Annotated in this window: 25 protein-coding genes and 1 riboswitch; of the genes, 8 read left to right on the top strand and 17 right to left on the bottom strand. The window is 74.1% G+C overall.

The genetic code is table 11. The annotated features are described in order from the left end of the window. Window positions 1–29 precede the first annotated feature (29 nt). Window positions 30–1,061 carry an iron-siderophore ABC transporter substrate-binding protein gene (locus tag AB0O09_RS08700; RefSeq protein ID WP_363540818.1) on the top strand — a complete coding sequence of 344 codons (1,032 nt, stop codon included), beginning with the start codon at window positions 30–32 and terminating at the stop codon, window positions 1,059–1,061. 16 nt (window positions 1,062–1,077) lie between these two features. On the opposite strand, the gene AB0O09_RS08695 is transcribed toward AB0O09_RS08700, so the two are convergent. Continuing rightward, the gene (locus tag AB0O09_RS08695; protein WP_363540817.1) at window positions 1,078–1,992 is read right to left on the bottom strand and encodes a hypothetical protein; all 915 of its coding nucleotides are present in this window, start codon (window positions 1,990–1,992) and stop codon (window positions 1,078–1,080) included. A gap of 182 nt (window positions 1,993–2,174) precedes the next feature. Here AB0O09_RS08695 and AB0O09_RS08690 point away from each other — a divergent pair, with 182 nt between their 5' ends. After that, window positions 2,175–4,709 carry a helicase C-terminal domain-containing protein gene (locus AB0O09_RS08690; protein ID WP_363540816.1) on the top strand — a complete coding sequence of 845 codons (2,535 nt, stop codon included), beginning with the start codon at window positions 2,175–2,177 and terminating at the stop codon, window positions 4,707–4,709. A 9-nt stretch (window positions 4,710–4,718) separates the two neighbouring features. On the opposite strand, the gene AB0O09_RS08685 is transcribed toward AB0O09_RS08690, so the two are convergent. After that, on the bottom strand, window positions 4,719–4,991 hold the full coding sequence (locus AB0O09_RS08685) for a hypothetical protein (protein ID WP_030268854.1): 273 nt from the start codon (window positions 4,989–4,991) through the stop codon (window positions 4,719–4,721). A 96-nt stretch (window positions 4,992–5,087) separates the two neighbouring features. On the opposite strand from AB0O09_RS08685, the gene AB0O09_RS08680 reads away from it, so the two are divergent. Then, window positions 5,088–6,722 carry a DNA repair helicase XPB gene (locus AB0O09_RS08680; RefSeq protein WP_363540815.1) on the top strand — a complete coding sequence of 545 codons (1,635 nt, stop codon included), beginning with the start codon at window positions 5,088–5,090 and terminating at the stop codon, window positions 6,720–6,722. A 70-nt stretch (window positions 6,723–6,792) separates the two neighbouring features. Here AB0O09_RS08680 and AB0O09_RS08675 read toward each other — a convergent pair whose 3' ends face one another. Beyond that, a complete protein-coding gene (locus tag AB0O09_RS08675) occupies window positions 6,793–6,960 on the bottom strand; it encodes a hypothetical protein (protein ID WP_344622538.1) in 168 nt (55 codons plus the stop codon). 342 nt (window positions 6,961–7,302) lie between these two features. Between AB0O09_RS08675 and AB0O09_RS08670 the strand changes: the two genes are divergently transcribed. Continuing rightward, complete coding sequence (locus AB0O09_RS08670) at window positions 7,303–9,369, top strand: AAA family ATPase (RefSeq protein WP_363540814.1); 2,067 nt, start codon at window positions 7,303–7,305, stop codon at window positions 9,367–9,369. A gap of 74 nt (window positions 9,370–9,443) precedes the next feature. Here AB0O09_RS08670 and AB0O09_RS08665 read toward each other — a convergent pair whose 3' ends face one another. Genes AB0O09_RS08665 through AB0O09_RS08655 form a run of 3 tightly spaced genes read right to left on the bottom strand, consistent with a single transcriptional unit; the run spans window position 9,444 to window position 11,479 of the window. Further along, window positions 9,444–10,130, bottom strand: coding sequence for a copper homeostasis protein CutC (locus tag AB0O09_RS08665; protein ID WP_363540813.1), 687 nt, complete (start codon window positions 10,128–10,130; stop codon window positions 9,444–9,446). 54 nt (window positions 10,131–10,184) lie between these two features. Continuing rightward, window positions 10,185–11,123: a hypothetical protein gene (locus tag AB0O09_RS08660; protein WP_363540812.1), complete on the bottom strand. Its 939-nt coding sequence runs from the start codon at window positions 11,121–11,123 to the stop codon at window positions 10,185–10,187. Next, the gene (locus tag AB0O09_RS08655; protein ID WP_363540811.1) at window positions 11,120–11,479 is read right to left on the bottom strand and encodes a PadR family transcriptional regulator; all 360 of its coding nucleotides are present in this window, start codon (window positions 11,477–11,479) and stop codon (window positions 11,120–11,122) included. The genes AB0O09_RS08660 and AB0O09_RS08655 overlap by 4 nt, the downstream gene beginning before the upstream one ends. A gap of 76 nt (window positions 11,480–11,555) precedes the next feature. Here AB0O09_RS08655 and AB0O09_RS08650 point away from each other — a divergent pair, with 76 nt between their 5' ends. Beyond that, window positions 11,556–12,185 carry a hypothetical protein gene (locus tag AB0O09_RS08650; RefSeq protein WP_363540810.1) on the top strand — a complete coding sequence of 210 codons (630 nt, stop codon included), beginning with the start codon at window positions 11,556–11,558 and terminating at the stop codon, window positions 12,183–12,185. Here the strand turns inward: AB0O09_RS08650 and AB0O09_RS08645 are convergent. The 7 genes from AB0O09_RS08645 to thrC all read right to left on the bottom strand — a co-directional run bounded on the left by AB0O09_RS08645 (window position 12,166) and on the right by thrC (window position 17,935). After that, window positions 12,166–12,435, bottom strand: coding sequence for a DUF4031 domain-containing protein (locus tag AB0O09_RS08645; protein WP_363540809.1), 270 nt, complete (start codon window positions 12,433–12,435; stop codon window positions 12,166–12,168). The genes AB0O09_RS08650 and AB0O09_RS08645 overlap by 20 nt on opposite strands. Beyond that, complete coding sequence (locus tag AB0O09_RS08640) at window positions 12,432–12,791, bottom strand: hypothetical protein (protein ID WP_363540808.1); 360 nt, start codon at window positions 12,789–12,791, stop codon at window positions 12,432–12,434. The genes AB0O09_RS08645 and AB0O09_RS08640 overlap by 4 nt, the downstream gene beginning before the upstream one ends. 19 nt (window positions 12,792–12,810) lie before the next feature. Continuing rightward, window positions 12,811–13,383: a Uma2 family endonuclease gene (locus AB0O09_RS08635; RefSeq protein ID WP_363540897.1), complete on the bottom strand. Its 573-nt coding sequence runs from the start codon at window positions 13,381–13,383 to the stop codon at window positions 12,811–12,813. Window positions 13,384–13,581: 198 nt separating this feature from the next. After that, window positions 13,582–15,204 (bottom strand): chaperonin GroEL, encoded by a 1,623-nt coding sequence (gene groL, locus AB0O09_RS08630; protein ID WP_363540807.1) that lies wholly within the window; start codon window positions 15,202–15,204, stop codon window positions 13,582–13,584. 318 nt (window positions 15,205–15,522) lie between these two features. Further along, the gene (locus tag AB0O09_RS08625) at window positions 15,523–15,729 is read right to left on the bottom strand and encodes a cold-shock protein (RefSeq protein ID WP_030235075.1); all 207 of its coding nucleotides are present in this window, start codon (window positions 15,727–15,729) and stop codon (window positions 15,523–15,525) included. Window positions 15,730–16,348: 619 nt separating this feature from the next. After that, entirely contained in the window at window positions 16,349–16,627 is a 279-nt protein-coding gene (locus AB0O09_RS08620; RefSeq protein ID WP_095873584.1) for a MoaD/ThiS family protein, read from the bottom strand. Window positions 16,628–16,657: 30 nt separating this feature from the next. Continuing rightward, entirely contained in the window at window positions 16,658–17,935 is a 1,278-nt protein-coding gene (gene thrC / locus AB0O09_RS08615; RefSeq protein ID WP_344622547.1) for a threonine synthase, read from the bottom strand. A gap of 17 nt (window positions 17,936–17,952) precedes the next feature. Beyond that, window positions 17,953–18,086, bottom strand: a riboswitch (SAM riboswitch). Between the two features lie 137 nt (window positions 18,087–18,223). Here thrC and AB0O09_RS08610 point away from each other — a divergent pair. Both AB0O09_RS08610 and AB0O09_RS08605 read left to right on the top strand, forming a co-directional pair. Beyond that, window positions 18,224–19,228 (top strand): glucosyl-3-phosphoglycerate synthase, encoded by a 1,005-nt coding sequence (locus AB0O09_RS08610; protein ID WP_363540806.1) that lies wholly within the window; start codon window positions 18,224–18,226, stop codon window positions 19,226–19,228. Between the two features lie 60 nt (window positions 19,229–19,288). Continuing rightward, window positions 19,289–20,758 (top strand): trehalose-6-phosphate synthase, encoded by a 1,470-nt coding sequence (locus AB0O09_RS08605; protein ID WP_363540805.1) that lies wholly within the window; start codon window positions 19,289–19,291, stop codon window positions 20,756–20,758. A gap of 121 nt (window positions 20,759–20,879) precedes the next feature. Here AB0O09_RS08605 and otsB read toward each other — a convergent pair whose 3' ends face one another. Continuing rightward, window positions 20,880–21,731: a trehalose-phosphatase gene (gene otsB, locus AB0O09_RS08600; RefSeq protein ID WP_363540804.1), complete on the bottom strand. Its 852-nt coding sequence runs from the start codon at window positions 21,729–21,731 to the stop codon at window positions 20,880–20,882. 37 nt (window positions 21,732–21,768) lie between these two features. Further along, window positions 21,769–21,996: a DUF3263 domain-containing protein gene (locus AB0O09_RS08595; RefSeq protein WP_363540803.1), complete on the bottom strand. Its 228-nt coding sequence runs from the start codon at window positions 21,994–21,996 to the stop codon at window positions 21,769–21,771. 93 nt (window positions 21,997–22,089) lie between these two features. Between AB0O09_RS08595 and AB0O09_RS08590 the strand changes: the two genes are divergently transcribed. After that, window positions 22,090–22,431, top strand: a complete 342-nt coding sequence (locus AB0O09_RS08590) for a cupin domain-containing protein (protein ID WP_363540802.1) — start codon at window positions 22,090–22,092, stop codon at window positions 22,429–22,431. Window positions 22,432–22,462: 31 nt separating this feature from the next. On the opposite strand, the gene AB0O09_RS08585 is transcribed toward AB0O09_RS08590, so the two are convergent. After that, window positions 22,463–23,755 (bottom strand): extracellular solute-binding protein, encoded by a 1,293-nt coding sequence (locus tag AB0O09_RS08585; protein WP_363540801.1) that lies wholly within the window; start codon window positions 23,753–23,755, stop codon window positions 22,463–22,465. 154 nt (window positions 23,756–23,909) lie between these two features. Further along, entirely contained in the window at window positions 23,910–24,704 is a 795-nt protein-coding gene (locus tag AB0O09_RS08580) for a DeoR/GlpR family DNA-binding transcription regulator (RefSeq protein WP_344622553.1), read from the bottom strand. Between the last annotated feature and the right edge of the window lie 211 nt (window positions 24,705–24,915).

Here is a 24,915-nt window from a genome sequence, read left to right as displayed (position 1 = left end):
TCGGGCATTCCGTTCATAATCGGACGCACATGCCCGACCTCCGGGAGGTCCCGATGCCCCACCGGCCGACCCGCCGGGCGGTCCTGACCGCGATCGCCGCGAGCGTCGGCACCGCCGTGGCCGGGTGCACCCGGCCCGCCGTCCGCGGTGCCGCCCCCGCCGCGTCCGGCGCCGAGGGCTCGGCGACCGGCAGCCCCGTCCCGCGGCCCACCCCGAGCACCACGGTGACCACCGCGACCGGGCCGGTCACCGTACCGGGCGGCCCGATCCGCGTGGTGGTGCTCGGCACCCCCGAGCTGGACTCGGCGATGACCCTCGGCATCACCCCGGTCGGCGCCACCCGCTCCGCGCTCGACCAGGGCCTGCCGGACTACTGGCCGGCCTCCCGCCTCGGCGGCATCGCCTACGTCGGCGACACCGGCAGCCCCGACCCGGAGCGGATCCGCGCGGTCGAGCCGCAGGTCGTCCTCGGCAGCCAGGCCCGGGACGGCGCCCGGCTGGCCGAGCTGCAGCGGATCGCCCCGACCGTGTTCAGCCGCGCGCCCGGCCCGCCCTGGAAGGACAACTTCCAGCTGCACGCCCAGACGCTGGGCCGCCGGGAGCAGGCCGCCGCCGTCACCGCCGAGTACCGCCGGCACACCGAGCGCGCCACCAGGGCGATCCGGGACGCCGGGTCGGGCGGCCGCCGGATCAGCGTGCTGCGCTTCGTCGAGGGCCCACCGCCGGGCATCCGCACCTACGGGCGGCAGAGCTGGCTCGGCAGCGTCCTCGCCGACGTCGGCCTCGGGCGCCCCGACGCGCAGAACACCGACCAGGACGAGATCGACCTACCGCTCGACCAGCTCGCCCGCGCCGACGCCGACTTCCTCTTCTACGCCACCTACGGCGACCCGGAGCGGGCCGGGACGACGGCGGTGCTGCGCAGCCCGGCCTGGCTCGCGCTGGGCGCCGTCCGGGCGCACCGGGCCTTCCCGGTGGAGGACGGGCTGTGGTTCCAGGGCGTCGGCTACACCGGGGCCAACCTGGTGCTCGGCGAGCTGCAGCGCTTCCTCGGCGGCTGAGCGCCGCGGCGGCCGGTCAGCCGGCCGCCTTGCGGCGGCGCAGCGTCACCACGAGGAGGGCGGCCGCGGTGATCACGGCGGCGGCCCGGAGCACGTCGGGGGCGGCCGTCCAGACCGCGTGGTTCATCGCCGCGCCCTCGGCGAGCGGCTGCCCCCAGCGGCCCTTGGTGCGGCCCCAGTACCAGACCGCGGAGCCGAACATGGTGGCCAGCGGGATGCCGAGCACCACGGTCTTGCGGGCGAGGTCGGAGAACTGCCGGGAGAGGTAGGCGGCGCCCCAGCCGAGCAGCATCGCCAGCAGCTGCCCGGTCGCGGCGCCGGCCAGCAGGGCGGCCGCGGCGAACAGCAGCAGCGGGGAGGGGCGGCGGCCGGCGAGCAGGCCGTCCTTCCCGGCCGGGTCCGCCTTCGGGGCGGCGCCGGCGGCGGGGTCCGCGCCTCCGGCTCCCCCGGCGTCCCCGGCGTCCTTGCGGCCGCGGCCCTTGCGGAGCCTGACCCGGGCCGGGGCGGCGGGTGCCTCCGGTGCCGGGGCGACGGCCGCCGCCGCGGCCTCGGCCTCGGCGCGCGGGGCGGGGAGGTCGGCCGTCCGATGGCCGAGCAGGTCGACGCCGTCCGGGTACTGCACCACCTCCCAGCCGGGGAGGTTGAGCCCGCCGCCGGGGCCGCCGGGGAGCAGGCCGTCCGCGGGGCCGGCCGGTGCGGCCCGCGGCGGCTCCGCGGCGGGCGTGCCGTCGGCGGCGTAGACGCTCTGCTCGTCGGCCGGGCCCGCGGTCGCGGCCGGGGTGTCGTCGGCGGCCGGACGCGGCGGGCCGATCACCCGCCACGGCTGCTCGGACCGCCACCATTCGCCGCCGGCCCGGCGGCCGCCCCCGCCGCCCCGTCCGGCGCCGTCCGCCGTTCCGTCCGTCCCGCCGTCCGCCCCGACGTCCGCCATGTCCCGCACCCCACTCGCTCACCGGCCCGCCCACCGCTGACGGTACCGACTGGCGGGCCGCGCGGGCGAGAGGCGCCGCCGTCGCCGGACACCGGCCGCCCGCCGTCGTGCTCCGGCCCTCCCCGGACCGGGCGCCGTTCGGCACTGGGCCCGGGTGAGGAGGGCGGACTAGTCTGGGTCGGATGACCACCCAGCAGAGCGGACCGTCCCGCGCCCGGGCCGCCGCCGCACCCCGCACGCTCGCCGAGGAGCTCCGCGCCAGCAGCGACGAGGCCCTCTCCGGGCTGCTGCGCGCACGGCCCGACCTGCTGAACCCGGTGCCCGGGGACCTGACCCAGCTCTCCGCGCGGCTCTCCAGCCGGGCCTCGGCGCTGCGCGCGCTGGAACGCCTCGACCGGTTCACCCTGCAGGTCGCCGAGGCGCTCGCCGCCGCACCGGACGCCACCGGCGACACCGTCGTCCGCAACCTGCTGGCCGGCCCGGCCCGGGTGAAGCCGCACCCCGGCGCCGATCCGGTGGACCGCGCCGCCGTCACCGCCGCCCTGCCCGGGGCGCTGGAGACGCTCCGGGCCCGGGCGCTGCTGTGGGGGCCCGACTCGGCGCTGCGCCTGGTGCTGGCCGTCCGGGAGGCCCTGGCGCCGAGCGCGGCCAACCCGGGCCGGACGGGGCTCGGCCCGACGGTGTCGGAGGCCACCGTCGGCATGTCGCCGGCCCGGCTGCAGGAGCTGCTGGCCGGGGCCGGGCTGCCGGCCACGCCCGACCCGGTGACCGCGGTGGCCGCCCTGGCCGGGCTGTTCGCCGACCGCAAGCGCTGCGCGGCGCTGCTGGAGCAGGCGCCGCCGCCCGCGCTCGCCCTGCTGGACCGGCTGGTCTGGGGCCCGCCGACCGGCACCCTGCCGGACGCGGCCCGCCCGGTCACCGCCGAGCAGGCGCACACCCCGCTGGAGTGGCTGCTCGCCCGCGGCATGCTGCTGCCGTCCGGCCCCGGCTCGGTGGTGCTGCCCCGCGAGCTCGCCCTGCACCTGCGCGGCGGGCGCAGCCACCGCGCGGTGGAGCCGGCGCCGCCGGTCGTGGAGTCCGCCGCCGACCGGGACCCGGCCACGGTGGAGGCGACCGCGGCCGGGCAGGCGTACACCGCGGTGCGGACCGTCGAGGAGCTGTTGGAGGGCTGGGGGCTGCAGCCGCCGCCCACCCTGCGGGCCGGCGGGCTCGGTGTCCGCGACCTCAAGCGGACCGCGCTCGCCCTGGACTGCTCGGAGCAGGTCGCCGCGTTCTGGCTGGAACTCGCCTACGGCGCCGGGCTGCTCGCCCCCGACGGCGAGGCGGACGAGCACTGGGCGCCCACCCCGGCGTACGACGGCTGGTTGCAGGACTCGGTCGCCGAGCGGTGGGAGGTGCTCGTCCGGGGCTGGACGGCCGCCACCCGGGTGGCCGGGCTGACCGGCAGCCCGGACGCCAAGGGCAGGCCGCGGGCGGCCCTCGGCCCGGAGCTCGACCGCACCCTGGCGCCGTCCGTCCGCCGGGCCGTGCTGGAGCTGCTGGCCGAACTGCCGCCGGGCGGCACGGCCGGGGCCGAGCGGCTGCTGCCGGCGCTGCGCTGGCAGCGCCCGCTGCGCGGCGGCGCCACCGGGCCGGACGGCCGCGACCTGCGCGAGCACCTCACCGACTGGACGCTGCAGGAGGCCGAGCTGCTCGGCATCACCGGCCGCGGCGCGCTGTGCGCGGCCGCCCGGGCGCTGCTGGCGGGCGGCGACCCGGCGGCCGTGCTGGACCCGCTGCTGCCGAAGCCGCTGGACCACGTGATCCTGCAGCCCGATCTGACGGCGATCGCGCCCGGGCCGCTGCTCACCCCGCTCTCCCAGGCGCTGGCGCTCTGCGCGGACATCGAGTCCAAGGGCGGGGCGACGGTGTACCGGTTCACCTCGGAATCCGTGCGGCGGGCGCTGGACGCCGGCCGCACGGCGTCCGACCTGCACGCCTTCCTCGCGCAGCACTCGCGGACCCCGGTGCCGCAGCCGCTCGACTACCTGATCGACGACGTGGCCCGACGGCACGGCGTGCTGCGGGTCGGGGCGGCCTCCTCGTACCTGCGCTGCGACGACCCGCAGCTGCTGAACGAGGTGCTGGCGGACCGCCGTGCCGCGGAGCTGCGGCTGCGGCTGCTGGCGCCGACGGTGCTGGCCGCGCAGGCACCGCCGGACACGCTGCTCGCGGTGCTCCGGGGGATGGGCTACGCGCCGGCCGCGGAGTCGGCCGAGGGCGATGTGCTGATCACCCGTCCGGACAGCCGGCGGACCCCGCCGCGCAGTGCGCCCGTGCCGGTGCCGGACGGGCCGCCGCGCCCCGACGACGCGCTGCTCGGCGCGGCGGTGAAGGCGATCAGGGCCGGCGACCGGGCGGCCACCGCCGTCCGCCGGGAGACGGTGGCCGGACCGGCCGCGCTCCTGCCGCAGTCCGGTCCGGCCCGCACCGACCTGCGGCAGCTGCCGCGCACCGCGGCCGCCGACACGCTGGCCGCGCTGCAGACCGCGGTGCTGCTCGGCGAGCGGATGTGGATCGGCTACATCAACGCCGAGGGCATCGCCTCCCAGCGGGTGGTCGACCCGGTGAAGGTGGAGGGCGGCTTCGTCACCGCGTACGACCACCACGCGGACGAGGTGCGGACCTTCGCCCTGCACCGGATCACCGGGGTGGCCGAGGTCGACGACCAGGCCTGACGGCCCGGGTCAGTGGCCCTGGGCGGCCTTGGCGTCCTGCTCGGCCTTCTGCTGCTTGGCCTGCTCCACGAAGGACTGCGGGTCGGGGATCTTGGGCTGCACCCCGGTCAGCAGTCCGGTCGCGGTGAACGCGGTGGCGCCCAGCAGGCCGCCGGGCTGGCCCATGTCGGCGACCTGGTCGAGGCCGGGCTCGGCGGCCTGCGCGGGGCTCGCGCCGAGGACGGTGGCGAAGGCCGCGCCGGAGAGGGCGAGGCCGGCGAGGAGGCGGTTCGGCTTGTTCATGCCCTGACCAACGAGGCTGCGGCCGCCCGGTCACCCGGCACCGCCCGGGTGCGGGACACTGGAAAGTCTGCGACACGACCACGGAGGGTTGCCCGCGTGAACGACGGACCGCTCATCGTCCAGAGCGACAAGACGCTTCTGCTGGAGATCGACCACCCGAGGGCGGCGGACTGCCGGCGCGTCATCGCCCCGTTCGCCGAGCTGGAGCGCGCCCCGGAGCACGTGCACACCTACCGGGTGACCCCGCTCGGCCTGTGGAACGCCCGGGCGGCCGGCCACGACGCCGAGCAGGTGGTGGACGCGCTGGTCAGCCACTCCCGCTACCCGGTGCCGCACGCCCTGCTGGTGGACATCGCCGACACCATGGCCCGCTACGGCCGGCTGCAGCTGCAGAAGCACCCGGTGCACGGCCTCGTCCTGTCCACCACCGACCGGCCGGTGCTGGAGGAGGTGCTCCGCTCCAAGAAGATCGCCCCGCTGGTCGGCACCCGGCTCGACCCGGACACCGTGGTCGTGCACCCCTCGGAGCGCGGCCAGATCAAGCAGGTGCTGCTGAAGCTCGGCTGGCCCGCCGAGGACCACGCCGGCTACGTGGACGGCGAGGCCCACCCGATCCACCTGGAGGAGGACGGCTGGCAGCTGCGCCCGTACCAGAAGCAGGCGGTCGAGGGCTTCTGGCACGGCGGCAGCGGCGTGGTGGTGCTGCCCTGCGGCGCGGGCAAGACGCTGGTCGGCGCGGCGGCGATGGCGGAGGCCAAGTCGACCACGCTGATCCTGGTGACCAACACCGTCTCGGCCCGGCAGTGGAAGCACGAGCTGGTGAAGCGCACCTCGCTGACCGAGGACGAGATCGGCGAGTACAGCGGCACCCGCAAGGAGATCCGGCCGGTCACCATCGCCACGTACCAGGTGATGACCACCCGCCGGAAGGGCGTCTACCCGCACCTGGAGCTGTTCGACGCCCGCAACTGGGGCCTGGTGGTGTACGACGAGGTGCACCTGCTGCCGGCCCCGGTGTTCAAGTTCACCGCGGACCTGCAGGCCCGCCGCCGCCTCGGCCTGACGGCGACGCTGGTGCGCGAGGACGGCCGCGAGGGCGACGTGTTCTCGCTGATCGGCCCCAAGCGCTTCGACGCGCCGTGGAAGGAGATCGAGGCGCAGGGCTACATCGCGCCCGCGGACTGCGTCGAGGTGCGGGTGACGCTCTCCGACTCGGAGCGGCTGGCGTACGCGACCGCCGAGCCGGAGGAGCGGTACCGGTTCTGCTCGACCACGGCGACCAAGCGGCGGGTGGTGGAGTCGCTGGTCCGCAAGCACGAGAAGGACCAGACGCTGATCATCGGTCAGTACATCGACCAGCTGGACGAGTTGGGCGAGGTGCTCGGCGCGCCGGTGATCAAGGGCGAGACGACCAACGCGCAGCGCGAGAAGCTGTTCGAAGCGTTCCGGAACAAGGAGATCTCCGTGCTGGTGGTCTCCAAGGTGGCGAACTTCTCGATCGACCTGCCGGAGGCCACCGTGGCCATCCAGGTGTCGGGGACGTTCGGCTCCCGCCAGGAGGAGGCGCAGCGGCTCGGCCGGGTGCTGCGGCCCAAGGCGGACGGGCACATGGCGCACTTCTACTCGGTCGTCGCCCGGGACACCGTGGACCAGGACTTCGCGGCGCACCGGCAGCGCTTCCTGGCCGAGCAGGGCTACGCGTACCGGATCGTCGACGCGGACGACGTCTGAGGCGTACGGGCCCGGCCGGCGGCCGGGCTCGGGGCCGGGCTCGGGGTCGGGCTCGGGGTCGGGCGCGCGGTCAGTAGGAGACGCCGTCGCGGCCGAGGAAGACCACCCGGGCGGCGGTGTCGAGCATGATGCCGACGTTGCGGACGGCCTTCGCCACCGGGCCGCGGTGGCGGTGGTCGTCCTGGTCGGGGCGGTCGGCGGAGCGGCGGTCTGCTGCGTGCTGTGTTCTGTTCCTCATGCTTCCACCGTAGGTTTTCGGCCATTCGGGCGCATCGGCCCGAAGTCCGTTTCCGCGGGCCTCGGACGTCGTCCTCCAGGCGTAGGGCGACCCCGAGGATCGGCGGTGGCAACCCTGAGACCGGCCTTGGGCCGGAAGTGTGCGAAATGTTTGGTGCGGCCGCCGGGAGCGGTCTATGATCGCCGGTCTGCCCCCTCCCGAACCGCGGTGCCCCGTCGTGCGGCAGCCGGGGGAGGTCCGGCCGGTCGGCAACCGGCCGGTGTTCCTCTGCCGTGAGCTACCACCATGAGTCCGCTGCCCCCGCGCCTGCGTGCGCGGGCGGGGCAGCCGGGAAGGTTCGCCGTGCACTCCCCCACCACCGACGCCGCTGCCGCCGGCACCGATCCGCTGCAGCGCGAGCGGGACCACCTGGCCTCCTCGCGCGCCGCCCTGCGCGCCATGCGCGAGGACGTCGAGTCGCTGGACCTCCGCGACGTGACCGGCACCTGGGTGTCGGCCGCCGTACTGCACAACCAGATCCAGCAGCGGATCGCCGCGCTCGCCGACCTGGCGCACACCCCGCTGTTCTTCGGCCGCCTCGACTACCTGCACGCGATCAGCGAGGAACTCGCGGAGGGCGGCACCGGCGAGCGGTTCTACATCGGCCGCCGGCACGTGCACGACGCCGACGGCGACCCGATGGTGATCGACTGGCGGGCGCCGGTCTCGCAGCCGTTCTACCGCGCCAGCCGCAAGGACCCGATGGACGTCGAGCGGCGCCGCCGGTTCGGTTACACGGCGGGCGAACTGACGGCGTACGAGGACGAGCACCTCACCGACCCGGCCGAGGGCGACACCCGCTCGGCGCTGCTCGCGGCGGAGATCGAGAAGCCGCGCGTCGGCCCGATGCGCGACATCGTCGCCACCATCCAGCCGGAGCAGGACGAGATCGTCCGCGCCGACGTCTCGGGCACGGTCTGCGTCCAGGGCGCCCCGGGCACCGGCAAGACCGCCGTCGGCCTGCACCGTGTCGCCTACCTGCTGTACGCGCACCGGGAGCGCCTCGCCCGCACCGGCACGCTGGTGATCGGCCCGAACGACTCCTTCCTGCAGTACATCGAGCAGGTGCTGCCCGCGCTCGGCGAGCTGGACGTCGCCCAGGCGACCGTGCAGCAGCTGGTCGGGCACGTGGAGGTGCGCGGCGAGGACTCCGCCGCGGCCGCCCTGGTGAAGGGCGACGCGCGGATGGCGGAGGTGCTGAAGCGGGCGGTCCGCTCGGGCATCACGCTGCCGACCGAGCCGTGCGTGGTCGTCCGCGGCGCCCGGCGCTGGCGCGTCCCGGCGTACGAACTCACCGGGATCATCGAGGAGCTGCAGGGCCGGGAGATCCGCTACGGGGCCGCCGCCGAGGCGCTGCCGCAGCGGATCGCGCACGCCGTCCTGGTGAAGATGGAGCAGTCCGGGGAGGCGCCGGACGACCGGGTGCAGGACGCGGTGGCCCGCAACACCGCGGTCAAGGCCGTGGTGAAGGCCTGCTGGCCGCCGGCCGACCCGGTGAAGCTGGTGCACCGGCTGCTCTCGGACGCCGACTTCCTCGCCCGCTGCGCGGACGGCCTGCTGACCGAGGAGGAACAGCGGACGATCCTCTGGGAGAAGCCCGCCCGTTCGCCGAGGACCGCCCGCTGGTCGGCGGCCGACGCGGTGCTCGTGGACGAGGCCACCGACCTGGTGCAGCGCACCCCCTCGCTCGGCCACGTGGTGCTCGACGAGGCGCAGGACCTCTCGCCGATGCAGTACCGCGCGGTGGGCCGGCGCTGCTCGACCGGTTCGGCGACCGTCCTCGGCGACCTCGCCCAGGGCACCACCCCGTGGGCGACCGCCGACTGGCCGGAGGCGCTGCGCCACCTCGGCAAGTCGGACGCGCACATCGAGGAGCTCACCCAGGGCTTCCGGGTGCCGGAGGAGGTCATCGCGTACGCCTCGCGGCTGCTGCCCGCCATCGCACCGGGGCTGGCGCCGGCGTCCTCGGTCCGCGAGGCGCCCGGGTCGCTGACGGTCCGTCGGGTGACCGGCGACCACGTCACGGAGGTGGTGGCGGCCTGCCGGGCCGCGCTCGGCCACGAGGGCTCGACCGGTCTGATCGCCGCGGACGCCCGGATCCCGCTGTTCGCCGAGGCGCTGGCCGAGGCCGGCCTGCCGTTCGTCGAGCCGGGTGTGGAGACCACCGCGGAGGCCCGGCTGACCCTGGTGCCGGCCTCGCTGGCCAAGGGTCTGGAGTACGACTACGTGGTGCTCGACGAGCCCGCCGAGGTGGTGGCCGGCGAGCCCGACGAGCGGACGGGGCTGCGCCGGCTGTACGTGGCGCTCACCCGGGCGGTCTCCGGACTGCAGGTGCTGCACTCGGCTCCGTTGCCGGACCGGCTGGTCTGACCGCGCGGGCACCGGACGCCCGGCACCGGGTGTCCGGCGTCGGGCGTCAGGCCTCAGGCGTCAGGCGTCAGGCGTCAGGCGTCGGCCAGGGTGCGCCAGGCGGCCACCTTGGCCGGGTCGACAGGGGTCGTCCAGCCGTCCACCCGGGCGGCGCCGCCGATGTGGAAGGCGTCGAACCCGGCCGCCTTGAGGCCCGGCACGTGGTCGGCCCGCAGGCCGCCGCCGACCAGGATCCGCTGGGTGTAGCCGGGCTCGCCGTCCTTGGCGAGCTCGCCCTCCAGGACGCCCTGGCCGGCGTCGACACCGGCCGGGGCGCCCGAGGTGAGGAAGGTGTCCAGGCCGGGCAGTGCGGAGACCGCGGCCCGGACGCCCGCCCGGTCGGCGCTGTGGTCGAGTGCGCGGTGGAAGGTCCACGGGCAGCCGGCCACGGCCTCGGCGACGGCCGCGGTGGCGGCCAGGTCGACCTCGCCCTGCGGGTCGAGGAAGCCGAAGACGAACTCCTCGGCCCCCTCGGCGCGCAGCGCTGACGTCCGGGCGAGCAGGTCGTCCAGGTCACCGGGGGTGAAGCCGTCGCGGATGCGCAGCATCACGCGCAGCGGCAGGGAGACCGCCGCCCGGATCCCGGCGAAGTCGGCCACCGACGGGGTGAGCCCGTCCGCGGCCATGTCGGTGACCAGCTCGAGCCGGTCTGCGCCGCCGGACTCGGCGGCCCGGGCGTCCTGGGCGGTCAGCGCGATGACTTCGACAATTGGTCTAGACATATGCGTACCCTGCCACATGGGGGGCCCGCCGGGCGAGCCCCCCTCCCCGTTCGCTCAGCCGACGGCCGGCGGCAGCTCCGCGGAACGGCCTCGGCGGACCAGCAGGGCGACGGACGCGGCCACGCCCGCGGCGGCGGCGAGCACCAGCTCCGACGAGCGCAGATCGCCGAACACCACGGACAGCTGCCCGAGGGTCTCGCCCGCCATCGCGGGCACCAGCGCCAGGACGACGGCGACCGGCAGGACGCGGCCGCGGGAGGCGGTCGCCAGACCGAGCGCGATCAGCGCCGCGGAGAGCAGCGGCGGCAGCAGGAACGCCTCCGGGCCGCCGTGCAGGAGGGGGCTGAACTCGGAGTACAGCTCCAGCGAGGCGGCGGCGAGGGCCGCGGCGCCGAGCATGCGGCGCACGGACGGCCGGGGCAGCAGGTCGGGCGGCGCGGCCGGCAGCAGGGCGGACCAGATCAGCGGCGGCAGCAGGGTCGCCCCCAGCCACACGACCGTGGCGGCGTCGAACCGGGGGTGGGCCGGGCTCAGCGCGTGGCCGATCCGCAGGTACGCCAGCCCGGCGACGCCGAGGACCACCGGCAGCACCAGCAACCGGGCGGCGGCCCACCGGCCGGCGAGGCCCGCGGCGGCGGCCGCGAGCTGGCCGACGGCGACGAGCAGGAACAGCCACCTGTCGTCGCCGGGCACGGGCGCCCCCCACCTGTTCTCCAGCACCAGCATCAGGAAGTCGGGGACGGCCGTCCCGATCCCCGCCGCGAGGACCAGCGGTGCGGCGGTGGCCAGTAAACGCCCGCCGGGGGCGGCCGAGGTCAGCCCGGTCCGCAGCCGCAGGCCGTACCCGGCTATGCCGGCCAGTTCGCGGGCGGCGGCGAGGCGCCCGGCGCCGGCCGTGGTGTCCGCGTAGACGGCGGCGAGTTCGGGGCCGCGCTCCGTGCGGTAGGCGGCGGGGTACAGCCGCATCGCGGCGGTGAACGGACGTGTCGTCATGCGAAGGCCACCCTGACCCTCGGGTTCGGCTTCGGGGCGGCGGCGGCCATCCGGCGCTCCGCCTCGGCCGCCACGGCGCGCAGCCGCGCGGCCTCGGCGGCCAGCACCTGCCGGCCGGCGCCGGTGAGCGCGTAGCTGCGGCGGGCCCGGCCGTCCACCACCTCCTCGCGGTCGACCTCGATCAGTCCCTGCTGGAGCAGCCGGTCGAGGGCGCCGTAGAGGGTGCCGGTGCGCATCCGGACCCGACCGCCGGAGATGGCGTCGATCTCCTGGATCAGGGCGTAGCCGTGCCGGGGCGCGTCCGCCAGCGCGGTGAGCAGGAGCAGCGTGGGCTCCTGCATGCTTCGTTCCGTCATGTCGACTACATATACCGGTCACCGACATATGGTGTCCGGCGAACCGTCGAATCCGGTCCGGAGCAGAATGGACGTCATGACCGATGCGCTGCTCGACCGTTGGAACGAACTGCTGCGCCGCTGCGGGGCGGCGGTGGACCCGGAGCCGTACGGGCGGGACCTGCTGACCCGCTGGTCGGAGCCGCAGCGCAAGTACCACACGGTGGAGCACCTGGCCGCCGTCCTCGGCCACGTGGACACGCTGGCCGAGCGGGCGCAGGACGCCGACGCGGTGCGGCTGGCCGCCTGGTTCCACGACGCGGTCTACCGCCCGGACCGCTCGGAGAACGAGGAGCGCAGCGCCCGACTGGCCGTCCGGGCACTGCGCGAGGCCGGGCTGGCCGAGGACCTGGTCGCCGAGACGGCCCGGCTGGTGCGGCTGACGGCGGGTCACGGCTGCGAGCCGGGCGACCGGAACGGCGAGGTGCTCTGCGACGCCGACCTCGCGGTCCTCGGATCCGGCCCGGAGCGGTACGCGGCCTACACGGCGGCGGTGCGCGAGGAGTACGCCTTCGTCCCCGAGGAGGCCTTCCGGGCCGGGCGGGCGGCGATCCTGCGGCAGCTGCTGGAGCTGCCCGCGCTCTACCGCACGCCCGAGGCGCTGGCCCGGTTCGACGCCGCCGCCCGGGCCAACCTCGCGGCGGAGCTCAGGAGCCTGGAGAGCTGACCTTGCGGCGGCGCAGGCCGGCCGCGGTGAGCCGGGCGACCAGCTCCTTGCTGCCGACCGGCTCGGCGCCGAGCGCGACGGCCTGCTCGTACCGGTCGGCCGGGATGTCGTAGTGGTCGCGCTCGAACCCGCGCGCGGGCACGCCGAGGCGCGCGGCGAAGTCGTGCAGTTCTTCGAGGCTGACGTCGCTCACCAGGTGCGACCAGTACCTGCCGTGGCCGGGCCAGGTCGGCGGGTCCACCAGGATCACGAGAGCTCCCCGACCGCAGCCACCACCACGCCGCGCTTGCCGCACACCCAGTGCGGGTCCGGGCCGAGTTCCGGCTCCACGCTCAGCGCGTGCAGGTCGTCGTCCTCGGCGGCGCAGGCCGCACACAGCGGCCAGCGCCCGTACGCCTCCAGCAGGGCGTCCTGGACGTCCTGGGCGACCAGCCCGAGGACGAACCCGGTGCCGTCGGGCCACTGCTCCAGCCACCACCGCCGGTGCGTCACCGCCTCCTCCACCAGGGACACCACCGTCGCGTCCGCCACGTCCCGGGCGGTCAGGTCGGCGAGGATCAGCGCACGGGCGCCGTGCAGGGCGGCTTCGATCTCAGGACTGGCCATCCGCCCATTCTCCCGCAGCTCACTTGTCGGCCGGGAAGCCCTCCGTCGCCAACGCGATCGCGAACGGTTCGGGCAGCTCGACCGGCTGCCCGAACGGCGTGCGGACACCCCGTTGGTACCGCCCCTGGTCCGGCTCGGAGAACAGGGTGACCGTGGGCCCCTCCTCGTCGAACCGGTCGACCAGCAGGAAGAGCGGGACGGGGGCGTGGCCGTACGCCCAGAGCTTCTTCGTGCGGTCGAGCCGGGCGGTGCGCTTCGAGGTGATCTCCACCGCCATCAGCAGGCCGGCCGCGTCGATCGACGCCTCCTGTGCCACCATGCGTGTCTTGTCCACCACCACCAGATCGGGCACGTACAGCTTCTCCAGCGGAACGATCTCCGTCCCCAGGGTCTGGTAGACGCCCACCTCGCGCGGCAGGCATTCGAGCAGCGCCTGGTGAACCTCACCGGCAATCACGTTGTGGCCCACGTTGGGCGGCGGCACCAAGCGGATCTCCCCCTCGTCGATCTCCGCGCGCCAGCCCTCGGGGACGTCCAGCTCCAGCCAGGTGTTCAGCAGGTAGTCCCACTGACGCCCCGGCTCGACCGACATCGCAGCCACCGCCGACCTCCTGTCTCCCGTTCGACGCTCGTGGTCGTCACCGTACGGATCGTCCGAGGTGCCCCATCCGGTCATGGGCCCAGCGTCCCACGAAGGAGTGAGCGGCGGGGGGAATGCCGCGAGGGCGGCCTCCCCGTGTGGGGAGACCGCCCTCGCGGAGCGTTCCGGGCTTGCCGATCCTCGGGAGGATCAGAAGTCCATGTCACCGCCCGGCATGCCGCCGCCGGCGGCCGCGGAGGCCTTCTCCGGCTTGTCGGCGATGACGGCCTCGGTGGTGAGGAAGAGCGCCGCGATGGAGGCGGCGTTCTGCAGCGCGGAGCGGGTGACCTTGGCCGGGTCGATGATGCCCGCGGCGATGAGGTCGACGTACTCGTTGCTGGCGGCGTTCAGGCCGTGGCCGGCGGGGAGGTTGCGCACCTTCTCCACCACGACGCCGCCCTCGAGGCCGGCGTTGGTCGCGATCTGCTTGATCGGGGCCTCGAGCGCCACGCGGACGATGTTGGCACCGGTGGCCTCGTCGCCCTCCAGCTCCAGCTTGTCGAAGGCGACACCGGCCTGCAGCAGCGCGACGCCACCACCGGCGACGATGCCCTCCTCGACGGCGGCCTTCGCGTTGCGGACGGCGTCCTCGATGCGGTGCTTGCGCTCCTTGAGCTCCACCTCGGTGGCCGCGCCGGCCTTGATGACGGCCACGCCGCCGGCCAGCTTGGCGAGGCGCTCCTGGAGCTTCTCGCGGTCGTAGTCCGAGTCGCTGTTCTCGATCTCGGCGCGGATCTGGTTCACGCGACCGGCAACCTGCTCGCTGTCGCCGCCACCGTCGACGATGGTGGTCTCGTCCTTGGTGATGACCACCTTGCGGGCGGTGCCCAGCAGGTCGAGGCCCGCGTTCTCCAGCTTGAGGCCGACCTCCTCGGAGATGACCGTGCCGCCGGTGAGGATGGCGATGTCGCCGAGCATGGCCTTGCGGCGGTCGCCGAAGCCCGGGGCCTTGACGGCGACGGACTTGAAGGTGCCGCGGATCTTGTTCACGACCAGGGTCGACAGGGCCTCGCCCTCGACGTCCTCGGCGATGATGACGAGCGGCTTGCCGCTCTGCATGACCTTCTCGAGCAGCGGGAGGAGGTCCTTGACCGAGGAGATCTTGGAGTTGGCGATGAGGATGTACGGGTCCTCGAAGCTGGTCTCCATGCGCTCCAGGTCGGTGGCGAAGTACGCGGAGATGTAGCCCTTGTCGAAGCGCATGCCCTCGGTGAGCTCGAGCTCCAGGCCGAAGGTGTTGCTCTCCTCGACGGTGATGACGCCTTCCTTGCCGACCTTGTCCATCGCCTCGGCGATGAGCTCGCCGATCTGGGTGTCGGCGGCCGAGATGGAGGCGGTGGAGGCGATCTGCTCCTTGGTCTCCACGTCCTTGGCCTGGGCGAGCAGCTGGTCGGAGACGGCCGTGACGGCCTTCTCGATGCCGCGCTTCAGGGCCATCGGGTTGGCGCCGGCGGCGACGTTGCGCAGACCCTCGCGGACGAGCGCCTGGGCGAGCACGGTGGCGGTGGTGGTGCCGTCACCCGCGACGTCGTCGGTCTTCTTGGCGACCTCCTTGACGAGCTCCGCGCCGATCTTCTCGTACGGGTCCTCGAGCTCGATCTCCTTGGCGATGGAGACACCGTCGTTGGTGATCGTGGGGGCGCCCCACTTCTTCTCAAGGACGACGTTGCGGCCCTTGGGGCCGAGCGTGACCTTGACGGCGTCGGCAAGCTGGTTCATGCCGCGCTCAAGGCCGCGGCGAGCTTCCTCATCAAAAGCGATGATCTTGGCCATCTGAAGTGGTCCTCCGGGACACGGTCGACTGCTCGGACCAGAGGTGCCCGCGACGGACGGCCCTGTGAGCGGGGGTCCTTTCCCCTACCGCTCGCCGGGGCCTCACCGACCCGGTCCGCTTGTCACTCTCAAGCTGTGAGTGCTAACGCCAATGATTAGCACTCGCCGGTGGCGAGTGCAAGCCCGTTCGCCGTGTCCCGTGGCGCGGCCGCACCGGTTCCGGACACGGCACAGGCCCGTACGACGTGTCGTACGGGCCTGTCGCGAAGAATCGCCGACCAGCTCGTGACGAGCCGAGGGCTCCGCAGGTTTCGAAGGTCAGCCCGCGGCGGCACGAACCATGTCCGCCTGCGGCCCCTTCTGCCCCTGGGAGATCTCGAACTCGACCCGCTGGCCCTCTTCGAGGGTGCGGTAGCCGTCCATCTGGATCGCGCTGTAGTGGACGAACACGTCCGCACCACCGTCGACCGCGATGAAGCCGTAGCCCTTCTCCGCGTTGAACCACTTGACGGTGCCCTGAGCCATTCCGAACTCCCCTTGTGCTGTGCTGGCCATTCACGGGTCCGCAGTCTTTGCGGGCCCAGGTCCGGTGGGCCTGCCCGAGGGAACCCCCCCTGGGCACGGCCCTGCACGCCGCAGACCACCGCCCGAGGCCCTTCCCGAGCCCGGCGGACGGGTGAATGCGTCGACCGCGGCTGAATGTATCCGGACAGGAGCCCTGTGCAACAGGCCCAACTTCGGGGAAATCGGCAGCCATGACAAGGGATATGACGGGATGAAAGCCGCAGATCTCGGCATTTCACGCCGGACATAACGGGCAGAAAACGACATATAGCCGCATGAATTCTGACACTTGCCTGACAGGTTCGTCCCCGTGCCGTCCGTGGCCCGTCTCAGCGGGCGGACGTCCCCGCGACCGGTTCCGGAGCCTTGCGCACACGATCCGACCGGCCGGGCCGGGGCGTGCAATTCCGGGTATTGGCGCTGATCAGGGCGGGCGGCGCGGAGGGGAGTACTGCCACCGCCCCGAACTCTACTCCCCGTCAGGCGGTCGAATTGCACCCGGCACGGCGAGAGCCGCCGCCGGGACCGGAACGCGATTTTCCGGTCCCGGCGGCGGCTCTCCGCGGGAAGAATGCGGGGCTCAGCAGCCGCCGGCCACCGCGGGGATGATCGACACCGTGGCGCCGTCCTTGATCGCGGTCTCCAGGCCCTCGGCGAAGCGGACGTCGTCGTCGTTCACGTAGACGTTCACGAACCGACGGAGCTTGCCGGCGTCGTCCAGGATGCGCGCGGAGATGCCGGTGTGGTTCTGCTCCAGGTCCGCGACGACGGCGGCCAGGGTGTCGCCCTCGGCGGTGACCTCGGCCGCACCGCCGGTGTAGGTGCGCAGGATGGTCGGGATGCGGACGGTGGCGCTCATGGGTGCTCCTTGGCGGAAGGGGTGGGCTGCTCAGGCGAGGCCGGCGGCGCGGAAGGACTCCAGCGTCGGGCGGATGGTGGCGGTCAGTCCGGCGTCGGCGACCGCGTCGAGGGTCTTCAGGCCGTCACCGGTGTTGATGGCGACGGTCTCCTTCGACGGGTCCAACTGCCCGGTCTCGACCAGCTTCTTGAGGACGCCGACGGTCACGCCGCCCGCGGTCTCCGCGAAGATGCCCTCGGTGCGCGCCAGCAGCTTGATGGCGGCCACCACCTCGGCGTCGGTGACGTCCTCGACCGCGCCGCCGGTGCGGCGGGCGATGTCGAGCACGTACGGGCCGTCGGCCGGGTTGCCGATCGCCAGCGACTTGGCGATGGTGTTCGGCTTCACCGGCCGGATCACGTCGTGGCCGGCCTTGAAGGCGGCGGACACCGGGGAGCAGCCCTCGGCCTGGGCGCCGAAGACCTTGTACGGCCGGTCCTCGACCAGGCCGAGCTTGATCAGCTCCTGCAGGCCCTTGTCGATCTTGGTGAGCTGGGAGCCCGAGGCGATCGGGATCACGATCTGCTCCGGCAGCCGCCAGCCGAGCTGCTCGCAGATCTCGTAGGCCAGCGTCTTGGAGCCCTCGCCGTAGTACGGGCGGAGGTTGACGTTGACGAAGCCCCAGCCCTCGCCGGCCGGGTCGCCGATCAGCTCGGAGCAGAAGCGGTTCACGTCGTCGTAGTTGCCGTCGATGCCGACCAGGGCGCCGCCGTACACACCGGCCATGACGATCTTGCCCTGCTCCAGGTCGTGCGGGATGAACACGCAGGACTTGAACCCGGCCCGGGCCGCGGCGGCACCGACCGCGCCGGCCAGGTTGCCGGTGGAGGAGCAGGAGAGCGTGGTGAAGTCGAAGGCGCGGGCGGCCTCGATCGCACAGGCCACCACGCGGTCCTTGAAGGAGTGCGTGGGGTTGCCGGAGTCGTCCTTGACGTGCAGCTGGGCGGTGAAGCCGAGCTCGCGGCCCAGGTTGTCCGCCTTGACCAGCGGGGTCCAGCCGGGGTTGAGGTTGGGCTTGCCGGCCACGTCGGCGGGCACCGGCAGCAGCGGGGCGTAGCGCCAGATGCTGGCCGGGCCGGCCTCGATGCGCTTGCGGAGCTCCGCGGCGTCGTAGCCGCCGAAGTCGTAGGCGATCTCCAGCGGGCCGAAGCACTCCAGGCACGCGAAGCTCGGGCCGAGCGGGAAGCGGGTGCCGCACTCGCGACAGGAAAGCGCTGCGGCCGGACCGAGGTCGACGGTGGCAGCGGATGCAGGGGTAGCGGTAGCCATGGTGGCGGAGGCCTCTCTCCTCATCTTCCCCGCGGCGCGGTTGCGCCACAGGCCGGAATTGGCACCTGTCCCGCGGGGGGCCTGCGACCGCCGCTGCGAGAAGGTTGCCGGGACGTCGACGGGCCGTTCCCTCAGTCCCTCTGGATGAGCTCTGTGAAGTTGTGTGTTGTTCGCTGCGGTGACCCCGGCGTGCGAAGGCTCGACCGCAGTACGAAGACTGTATCCGAAGGCCCCGGCGCCGAGAGGCGGCGTCCGATCCGCGAGATGGAAGTTACGAGGAGCGAGACCGTGACCGAGCAGCCCCGTCCCGACGTCCTCCCCGAGGTCGCGTCCTGGCTGCGTCGCCGCTCCTGGGCGGCGGCGGACTACCCGGTGGAGCGGCTGCTCGTCGCCAAGCGGGCGGCGGGGAGCGCCGGAACGGTCAGCGTGGTGCTGCCCGCCCTCGACGAGGAACCCACCGTCGGGGAGATCGTCACCACCGTCCGCCGCGAGTTGATGGAACGTCACCCGCTGGTCGACGAGCTGGTGGTGGTGGACTCCGGCTCGGTCGACCGGACGGCCGAGACCGCCCGGTCGGCGGGCGCCCGGGTGGTCCACCGGGACGACATCCTGCCCCGGCTGCCGGCCGCCCCCGGCAAGGGCGAGGTGCTCTGGCGGTCGCTGCTGGCGACCTCCGGCGCGATCGTCTGCTTCGTCGACGCCGACCTGCGCGAGTTCGACCCGGCCTTCGTCACCGGGATCGTCGGTCCGCTGCTCACCGACCCCGCGCTGCAGCTGGTCAAGGCGATGTACGACCGGCCGCTGGAGACCGCGGGCGCGGTGGTGCCGGCCGGCGGCGGGCGGGTCACCGAGCTCGTCGCCCGACCGCTGATCAACCTGCACTGGCCGCAGCTGTCCGGCTTCGTCCAACCGCTCGGCGGCGAGTACGCGGCCCGCCGCACCCTGTTGGAACGGCTGCCCTTCCCGACCGGGTACGGGGTGGAGCTCGGCCTGCTGGTGGACGCCCTGGAGGAGGTCGGGCTGGACGCGCTGGCCCAGGTCGACGTGGGTGTCCGGCACCACCGCCACCAGGACGGCCAGGCCCTCGGGCGGATGGCCGCCACGATCTACCGGACGGCCCTGGAACGGCTCGACCGCACCCACCGGCTGAAGGCCGGCGAGGACCTCGTGCACCCGCTGCTCACCCAGTTCAGCCGCGACCCGGGCACCCGGGGCTTCACCGCCCACACCCACGAGGTGACCGCGCTGGAGCGCCCGCCGATGCGCACGGTGCCGGAGTACACCGCGCGCTGAGCGGGGCCCGCGGGGCCGCCGAATGGTTTGCCGGACCGGTCGCGCGGCAAGCTAGGGGATATGGCCGATCTCGCGTTCGAACGTACGCAGCAGTCCGGCGCCGCCCCCGTTCTGGTGGCCTCGAACCGCGGCCCGGTGTCCTTCAGCAGCGGGGACGACGGCGCGCTCACCCTGAAGAGAGGCGGCGGCGGCCTGGTGTCCGGGCTCTCCGCGATCGACGACCCCTCGGCGGTCTGGGTCTGCGCCGCCCTCGGCGACGCCGACCGGACGGCCGCCCGGCAGGCGCCGGACGGCCGGCTCGACCTCGCCGGCCACGACGTCGGCGGACAGGCCGTCCGGATGCTGGACATCGAGCCCGGCACCTTCGCCCGCGCCTACAACGGCATCGCCAACTCCACCCTGTGGTTCGTCCACCACCTGCTGTACGACACCCCGGTCTCGCCGGTCTTCGACGACCGGTTCCGCCGCGAGTGGGAGTCCTACACCGCGTACAACACCGCCTTCGCCGAGGCGCTCGCCGCCGAGGCCGCACCGGGCGCCGCCGTGCTGGTGCAGGACTACCACCTCTCGCTCGCCCCGGCGCTGCTCCGCACGCTCCGCCCGGACCTGCGGATCGGGCACTTCTCGCACACCCCGTGGGCCCCGCCCGAGTACTACCGGCTGCTGCCCGACGACGTCGCCGCCGAGGTGCTCACCGGCATCCTCGGGGCCGACCGGGCCGGCTTCCTCACCGAACGCTGGGCGCTCGCCTTCGCCGACTGCTGCGAGGCCGTGCTCGGCGCCGAGGTGGACCGCGCGGCCCGCACCGTCACCCACGCCGGGCGCACCACCCGGCTCGGCGTGCACGGGCTCGGCGCCGACGCCGACTTCCTGCGCGAACGCGCGCACCGGCCGGACGTGGACGCCCGGCTGGCCGCCCTCCGCGAGGCGGTGGGCGACCGGAGGACGATCGTGCGGGTCGACCGCACCGAGCTCAGCAAGAACATCGTCCGCGGGCTGCTCGCCTACCGGCACCTGTTGCGCAGCCGCCCCGAGTGGCTGGACCGGGTGGTGCACATCGCCTTCGCCTACCCGTCCCGGCACGACCTGCCCGAGTACCGGGAGTACACCGCGGCGGTGCAGCGGATCGCCCGCGAGATCAACGACGAGTTCGCCACCCCCGACTGGCAGCCGCTGATCCTGCACGTCAACGACGACTTCCCGCGGTCGCTGGCCGCCTACCGGCTGGCCGACGTCGCCCTGGTCAACCCGATCCGGGACGGCATGAACCTGGTCGCCAAGGAGGTCCCGGTGGTCTCCGACGCGGGCTGCGCGCTGGTGCTGTCCCGGGAGGCCGGTGCCTTCGCCGAGCTCGCCGAGGACTCGATCACCGTCAACCCGTACGACGTGATCGCCACCGCGGAGGCGCTCCACCGGGGGCTGACCATGCCCGCGGAGGAACGCACCGACCGCACCAAGCGGCTCGCCGCCGCGGCCACCGCCCTGCCCCCGCAGCAGTGGTTCCTCGACCAGCTCAACGCCCTCGGCTGAACCCCGTGAGGGGCGCGGGGAACCGCGCGGTCCGGGATCAAGCACCACGACGGTACGGGCCGAGCCCTGACCCGCACGGTCGCCCCGTCCCGATCGCGCGGTCCCCGCGCCCCTCCGGGGTTCAGCCCAGTTCCGCGGCGAGGGCCGCGAGCAGGTCGACCAGGCCGGCCGGGCCCGGGACGACCAGGTCCGCCCGGTCGGCGAGCTCCCGCACGGGGGCCTCCCCGGTGGTCGGCCCGCTGCACACCAGCAGGCCGGGCAGGCCCTCGCCGCGGCGCTTCTCGACGGCGGCGAAGGCCGCGAGGTCGCCCAGGTCGTCGCCGGCGTAGAGCACCGTGCGGGCCGCGTGCTCGGCGAGGAACCCCTCCAGGGCGGCGCCCTTGTCGACGCCGGGCGGCCGCAGTTCCAGGACGAACCGGCCGGGTTCGACGACCAGTCCGTGCGCGGCCGCGAACGCGGCCAGCGGGGTGCGCAGCCGGTCCATCGCGGGCTGCGGTTCGGCGGTGCGGCGGGTGTGCACGGCGAGGGCGCGGCCCTTGTCCTCCGTCCAGGTGCCCTCGGGGGCGCCTTCGCGGGCCAGCAGGGCGGGCAGCTCGGCGCGGGCCGCGGCCACGCCGGCCGGCGGCTCGGGGGCGGTGAGCGCCCCGGTGTGCGCGTCCCAGCGCTCGGCGCCGTACTGCCCGAGGACGGTCAGGTGCTCCAGTCCGGGGACGCCGTCGAAGCCGCCGTAGGCCACCGCGTCGGCGGCGGGCCGGCCGGTGACCACGGCGACGGCGCCGACCCGGGGTGCGAGCGCGGAGAGCACGGCGGCGGCCCGGGGGTGGGCGCGGGCGGCGGTGGGGTCGGCGACGATCGGTGCCAGGGTGCCGTCGAAGTCGAGGGCCACCACGGCCTCGCCGGGTGCGGCCAGCAGCGCCGCCAGGCCGTCCCGCCCGGCGGCCGTGCTCGGAGTGAACTGCTCAGGAATGCCCATGTCCGGGACGGTACCCAGGCTCGGGCGCCGGACACCGTCAGCGTTCGGCGCGCCGCCGTTCGCGGATCCGGCGCAGCCGGTTGACCAGCACCGGGTCGGCGGCCAGCGCCGCCGGGTTGTCCAGCAGGGCGTTGAGCAGCTGGTAGTAGCGGGTCGCGGAGATGTCGAGCTCGGCGCGGATCGCCCGTTCCTTGGCGCCGGCCGTGCGCCAGGGCCGGGCTTCCAGGGCGAGCACCGCGCGGTCCCGCTCGGTCAGGGCGGCCATCGTCCACCTCCTCTTACGAGGTGTCATTCTGCCCGCCCGGTGCGACACACTCTGCCCGCCCGGCCGTCGGCCCGGCCCGGCTAGCGTCGGTCCATGACCTTCGCACTGCACGTCCCCGACGCCGAGCTCGAACCCGAGCCGCTCGAACCCGACCGGATCGTCGCCGGCACGCCCGAGGTGACCGGGAAGGTGCTGTGGTCCTCGCCGGACGGCCGGCAGCTGCGCGGCCTGTGGCAGATCACGCCGGGCACGGTGACCGACACCGAGGCGGACGAGCTGTTCGTGGTGGTGAGCGGCCGGGCGACGATCGAGGTCGAGGGCGGCCCCGTCCTGGAGGTGGGCCCGGGCGACGCGGCCGTGCTGCGCGCGGGCGACCGCACCACCTGGACGGTGCACGAGACGCTCCGCAAGGCGTACGCGATCACCCTGCCCTGAGGTCGGCTCCGGCCGGGGCCGCGGCCGGCCCTCAGCGCCGGCTGCGGCCCGCCTCGGCGGCCGCGGCGGCCTGCAGGGCGGCGAGCGCGTCGTTGCCGTCGCGCTTCACCGCGGCGCCGACCTGCTGCTTGACCAGGCCGCTGACCTTGTCCCAGGACGGGTCGCCGTAGGGGTAGAAGTTGGCGGTCGGCAGGGCGTTGAGGAATTCGGCGAGGTCCCGGTGGCGGCCGCTGCCGGTCATCGCGGTGCGGGTCTCCTGGGTGACGGGCAGCAGGTTGTACTGCTCGTCGAAGGCGAGCTGGTTGTCGGTGCGGTAGAGGAACCCGAGGAACTTCTTGAGCTCGGTGCGGTGGCCGTTGGCCTTGAAGGCCATCATCCAGTCGGCGACGCCGAAGGTGGCGGGCTTGACGGTGGCGTCCTTGCGCGGGATCGCCGCCGTACCGTAGTCGATCTTCGCGGCAACGGCCTTGGCGACCAGTCCGGGGTGGCCGTTGAGCATCGCGACCTTGCCGGCGGCGAAGTCGTTGAAGGCGGTCTTGCGGTCGGTCGCGGCCGGGTCGGCGTAGGTGAGGTGCTTCTCGACCAGGTTGGTGCGCAGCCAGGCGAAGGTGGCCCTGTTCTGCGGGGAGTCGAAGGTGTAGTTGCCGGCGTTGTCGGCGAGGCCGCCGCCCCCGCCCATGGCCCAGATCATGGATTCGGCCTGGGCCTCCTCGGGTCCGAGCGGCAGCGCGTACGGGGTGACGCCGGGCACCTTGGCCTTGATCAGTTCGGCGTCGCGGCGGAGTTCGTCCCAGGTGGTGGGCGGGGCGGTGATGCCGGCCTTGGCGAAAACGGTCTTGTTGTAGAAGAAGACCCGGGTCGAGGCCACGAACGGGATGCCGTACTGGCTGCCGAGCACCTGGCCGGCCCGGGAGAACGCGTCGATCATGCCGGCCTGGGTGTCGATGGAGAGGACGTCGGTGGCCGGGTAGAGCCGGTCGGCGGCGACCTGGTCGGCGAAACCGCCGGTCTGCACGAGGTCCGGGGTGCGGCCGGAGGCGATCAGGCTCGCGACCCGCTTGTCGATGTCGTTCCAGCTCTGCAGGTCGAGTTCGACCTTGATGCCGGGGTTGGCCTCCTCGAAGCGGCCGATCACGTCGCCCCAGAAGTGCGAGGTGCTGTTGGCCTCGCTGTCGCCGTAGTCGGCGGCGACCAGGCGCAGCGTGACGTCGCCGTCGGCGTCGCCGGAGCCGAAGGCGCCGCACCCGGTGGCGAGGACGAGGACAAGTGCGGGCGCCAGGACGCGACCGGCGCGGAGCGGGTTCGTGCGGGTGAGGGTGTTCACGCGGGGACCGCCTTCGGGAGGGGAAGCTGCGCCACCCTCCCAAGCACCCGCGCATGTGGTCCAGACCTGTTCGCGCGGTAGTTATCGAAGTGTCAGACGTCGTTGCACCGGCTGCAATCGGAACCGGGCGAATCCGGACAGTCCGGCCGCGCGTTCAGACGGTGACCACCTGGACGCCGGCCTCCGTGAAGGCCCGCGTCAGCTCCTGGTCGGCGCCGGAGTCGGTGACCAGGGTGTCGATCGCGTCCAGGCCGCAGATCCGGGCGAAGGCGCGGCGGCCGAGCTTGGAGGAGTCCGCGGCGACGACGACCCGGCGGGCGCGCTCGGCGAGCAGCCGGTTCACCCCGGCCTCGCCCTCGTGGTGGGCGGTCGCGCCGTGCTCGACGTCGATCGCGTCGACGCCCAGCACCGTGACGTCCAGCGCGAGTTCGGCGAGCATCAGGCCGGCCAGCGGGCCGATCAGCTCGTAGGACTGCGGCCGGGCGACGCCGCCGGTGACCACGATCTTGACCTGCGGACGGACGGTCAGTTCGTTGGCGATGTTGAGCGCGTTGGTGACCACGGTGAGGCCCTGGCCGGCGCCGCCCTCGGGGGATTCGGTGAGCTCGGGCCGGACGGCGAGCGCCCGGGCGACCTCGGTGGTGGTGGTGCCGCCGTTCAGGCCGACCACCTCGCCGGGGGCGACCAGGCCCGCGACCGCGGCACCGATCCGCTGCTTGGCGTCGGCGTGCCGGGCGGTCTTGTAGCGCAGCGGCAGGTCGTAGGAGACGTGGTGGGCGACGGCGCCGCCGCGGGTGCGGGTGACCATCTGCTGGCGGGCGAGCTGGTCGAGGTCGCGGCGGATGGTCGCGGCGGAGACCTGCAGGGCCTCGGCGGCCTCCTCGACCTCCAGCCGTCCGTGCTCGGCCAGCAGCTCCAGCAGTGCGTTCCACCGCTCGTACCTGGACACCCCGCGCCGCCCTCCCGACCACGTCCGACCGCGTCCGACCGCTGCGCGCACCTGCGCGAAGCCTGCACAGCTTTGCACACCGGTGGTGCGGCGCGCCCGGTCGGCGGCCGGTTTCCACCGCTCCGCGGCGCGCACCGTTGCGCATTGCTGCGCGAAAGAGCTATAAATCAATCATCTTCACGCAGTTCCTGCAGTTCCTGTCCGATCCGGC

Source organism: Kitasatospora sp. NPDC093679 (assembly GCF_040683455.1).
GTDB lineage: Bacteria > Actinomycetota > Actinomycetes > Streptomycetales > Streptomycetaceae > Kitasatospora > Kitasatospora arboriphila.
Note: the sequence above shows the minus strand (reverse complement) of the source record. Positions and strands in the feature narration are given on the sequence as shown.

What these genes read in the sequence shown, in the direction of transcription:
- AB0O09_RS08665 (WP_363540813.1), bottom strand. Translation starts at nt 10,130, where the DNA reads ATGTCTAGACCAATTGTCGAAGTCATCGCGCTGACCGCCCAGGACGCC.
- AB0O09_RS08675 (WP_344622538.1), bottom strand. Translation starts at nt 6,960, where the DNA reads ATGAGGAACAGAACACAGCACGCAGCAGACCGCCGCTCCGCCGACCGC.
- groL (WP_363540807.1), bottom strand. Translation starts at nt 15,204, where the DNA reads ATGGCCAAGATCATCGCTTTTGATGAGGAAGCTCGCCGCGGCCTTGAG.
- AB0O09_RS08620 (WP_095873584.1), bottom strand. Translation starts at nt 16,627, where the DNA reads ATGAGCGCCACCGTCCGCATCCCGACCATCCTGCGCACCTACACCGGC.
- AB0O09_RS08685 (WP_030268854.1), bottom strand. Translation starts at nt 4,991, where the DNA reads ATGAACAAGCCGAACCGCCTCCTCGCCGGCCTCGCCCTCTCCGGCGCG.
- AB0O09_RS08605 (WP_363540805.1), top strand. Translation starts at nt 19,289, where the DNA reads ATGGCCGATCTCGCGTTCGAACGTACGCAGCAGTCCGGCGCCGCCCCC.
- AB0O09_RS08625 (WP_030235075.1), bottom strand. Translation starts at nt 15,729, where the DNA reads ATGGCTCAGGGCACCGTCAAGTGGTTCAACGCGGAGAAGGGCTACGGC.
- AB0O09_RS08655 (WP_363540811.1), bottom strand. Translation starts at nt 11,479, where the DNA reads ATGACGGAACGAAGCATGCAGGAGCCCACGCTGCTCCTGCTCACCGCG.
- AB0O09_RS08640 (WP_363540808.1), bottom strand. Translation starts at nt 12,791, where the DNA reads ATGGCCAGTCCTGAGATCGAAGCCGCCCTGCACGGCGCCCGTGCGCTG.
- AB0O09_RS08690 (WP_363540816.1), top strand. Translation starts at nt 2,175, where the DNA reads ATGACCACCCAGCAGAGCGGACCGTCCCGCGCCCGGGCCGCCGCCGCA.
- thrC (WP_344622547.1), bottom strand. Translation starts at nt 17,935, where the DNA reads ATGGCTACCGCTACCCCTGCATCCGCTGCCACCGTCGACCTCGGTCCG.
- otsB (WP_363540804.1), bottom strand. Translation starts at nt 21,731, where the DNA reads ATGGGCATTCCTGAGCAGTTCACTCCGAGCACGGCCGCCGGGCGGGAC.
- AB0O09_RS08595 (WP_363540803.1), bottom strand. Translation starts at nt 21,996, where the DNA reads ATGGCCGCCCTGACCGAGCGGGACCGCGCGGTGCTCGCCCTGGAAGCC.
- AB0O09_RS08660 (WP_363540812.1), bottom strand. Translation starts at nt 11,123, where the DNA reads ATGACGACACGTCCGTTCACCGCCGCGATGCGGCTGTACCCCGCCGCC.
- AB0O09_RS08635 (WP_363540897.1), bottom strand. Translation starts at nt 13,383, where the DNA reads ATGTCGGTCGAGCCGGGGCGTCAGTGGGACTACCTGCTGAACACCTGG.
- AB0O09_RS08695 (WP_363540817.1), bottom strand. Translation starts at nt 1,992, where the DNA reads ATGGCGGACGTCGGGGCGGACGGCGGGACGGACGGAACGGCGGACGGC.
- AB0O09_RS08700 (WP_363540818.1), top strand. Translation starts at nt 30, where the DNA reads ATGCCCGACCTCCGGGAGGTCCCGATGCCCCACCGGCCGACCCGCCGG.
- AB0O09_RS08590 (WP_363540802.1), top strand. Translation starts at nt 22,090, where the DNA reads ATGACCTTCGCACTGCACGTCCCCGACGCCGAGCTCGAACCCGAGCCG.
- AB0O09_RS08650 (WP_363540810.1), top strand. Translation starts at nt 11,556, where the DNA reads ATGACCGATGCGCTGCTCGACCGTTGGAACGAACTGCTGCGCCGCTGC.